The 2,348-nt window shown below is 44.9% G+C and carries 2 protein-coding genes; both read left to right on the forward strand.

Annotated features, from left to right (window positions below; translation table 11 throughout):
* The first annotated feature begins 507 nt into the window (after window positions 1–507).
* Complete coding sequence (radC, locus tag B3182_RS02125) at window positions 508–1,182, forward strand: RadC family protein (protein ID WP_292751351.1); 675 nt, start codon at window positions 508–510, stop codon at window positions 1,180–1,182.
* A gap of 117 nt (window positions 1,183–1,299) precedes the next feature.
* The coding region (locus B3182_RS02130; protein WP_292751354.1) for a TonB-dependent receptor at window positions 1,300–2,348 on the forward strand (1,049 nt) is incomplete at its 3' end.

The following is a 2,348-nucleotide window of genomic DNA, read 5'->3' on the forward strand; positions in this document are numbered from 1 at the left end:
CACGAGACGCCGCAGGTTTCGGAGCTGTTTGGCTTCAATCCGCTCCCGTCCGCCCCAGGCTGTCCAGAGCCCGTCGGTGAAGTAACCCAGTGTTCTGAGAAGGCTTAATCGCATAGGCTGCTCCGGATGCATCAAGAGAACCGAGTAAGGTCGAAAGCGGATGTTGTGCCGTTACGAAAAGTCATCCATGCCTTATAACAGTCTGTTAATGAGGTCTGCGACCTCATAATAATTATTAATGTGAATGGATCATAATTATTTTGCATATCCATCTGCCTTTGTTAAGTGATTGAAAATTAATCTCTTATAGCTGGTTAACTATAACCGAAAAAATTAATCGTGAATCATTAACGATTAATTATTGGTGATTTGGAGGAGATACTTGCTTTATCCCAATCACCACAACTACTCGTACCAGTTCACAGAATCATCAATCTCATTTGTATTTATGATTCTCCATCATTAAATTTAAGCTTCATTAAAATCTAAAATCGCAGGGAGCGAATCATGGCAATCAAGGACTGGCCGGCAGATGAACGGCCGCGTGAAAAACTGCTTCAATCAGGGGCCGCAGCATTATCGGATGCAGAGCTCTTGGCAATCTTTCTTCGAACTGGTGTGACCGGCATTTCGGCTGTCGATTTAGCTCGAAAACTACTTTCCGACTTTGGTGGTTTACGAGCTTTATTTGAAGCAGATCATCATAGCTTTTGTCAGCAGCATGGTTTGGGCACAGCGAAGTTTGTGCAGTTGCAAGCGGTGCTGGAGATGAGTCGGCGTCATCTTGAATCAACTCTGACTCGAGGTAATGCGTTTACTGATGCAGTCACTACCCGACTCTATCTGCAACGTCAGTTACGACATTTTCCACATGAAGTATTTGCCTGTCTGTTTCTCGATACCCGACATCGGTTAATCAGTTTTGAACCGTTATTTCGGGGCACGATTGATGGTGCCAGTGTGTATCCGCGTGAGGTGGTGAAGCATGCATTGAAGCACAATGCGGCGGCAGTGATTTTTGCTCATAACCACCCTTCCGGTGTGGCTGAACCGAGTCAGTCGGATATTCAGATCACCAAACGGTTACGCAGTGCTTTGGAGCTGGTGGATATTCGGGTGCTGGATCATATTATTGTTGGTGATGCTGAAACTACATCATTGGCTGAATTGGGGCATTGTTAAGCCCCATTTGTGGCTTTTGCCACACCATTAATGCATATCACCCATTTTTGTTGGCAATCAGATCGTTATGCTTTTGGTTTTTTAAAACCTAACCATTTATAAGACGTGACCCACATCATGACGATAAGCAAAACGCTCAAACCTCTTAGCATTGCTCTAGCTGTCATTTATGCTAATGGCGTATATGCCGAAACGCCCAATTTGCTGGATGATGCCAGCTTGAGTCTGGGCAGTATGGTGGTGTCTTCAGACAATATCGGTCCTCTGACTTCTCGTAATCTCTCTACATCGGTTGATGTATTAAGCCAGGATCGCATTGAAGATCAAAACGTGAATTACACCTGGCAGTTGTTTGATCAAATGCCCGGTGTGATGCTCACACAATATGGGATGGGTAATGAGTCCGGAAAAATCTCGTTTCGAGGCTTTAATGGTGAAGGTGAAATTAATGCCGTTAAATTGCTGATTGATGGCGTTCCGAGTAACCAGAATTCAGGAAACATGCCTTATCTGGAGTTACTGACGCCACTTGAAATTGAGAGTATTGAAGTCGTTCGAGGCACCAATGACCCGCGATACGGATTACATAATATTGCTGGCAATGCCGACATACTGACCCAACAAGGTGGCAACTATAACAAAGCGAGGGCCAGCTACGGCAGCTTTGACACACGTCATGTTCAATTTGTAAGTGGCCTTGAAAGCAACGGTTTTTCACAAAACTATGCCGTCAGTTATTTAGATTCAAATCGTTATCGTGATCATAGTGATATTGAAAAAAGCACGTTTTCAGGTAAATGGTTTTATACCCCGGAAAGCGGACGCGCTCAGATTGGTTTTATCGCCCGTCATGGTCAGGCCGATGCTGAAGAAGCAGGTTATTTAACCCGTTTTGAAGCCCGCGAAGATCCAGAACAATCTCGTCCTCACAATGCGCCTGATGGCGGGGATCGCTCGATGAATCAATTCAGTGCACATCTGGATGTTGATCTCAGCGATAACTTATTCTGGAATACCAAAGCCTATCTGAATCAACTTGATGAATATCGCTATGTGACCTTTGCCGCAGGTGGTAATCATAATGAACGCATCACCCAGGAAGATCATAAAGGCGCTTTAAGTACGTTAACCTGGAGGCCTGAAGTGAGCTGGGCGCATGAGTTCGC

It is taken from the genome of Methylophaga sp. UBA4204, from assembly GCF_002379485.1.
Classification (GTDB): Bacteria; Pseudomonadota; Gammaproteobacteria; order Nitrosococcales; family Methylophagaceae; genus Methylophaga.

Excerpts from the sequence above, each read along its gene's own strand:
- radC (WP_292751351.1), top strand. The coding sequence starts at position 508 with ATGGCAATCAAGGACTGGCCGGCAGATGAACGGCCGCGTGAAAAACTG.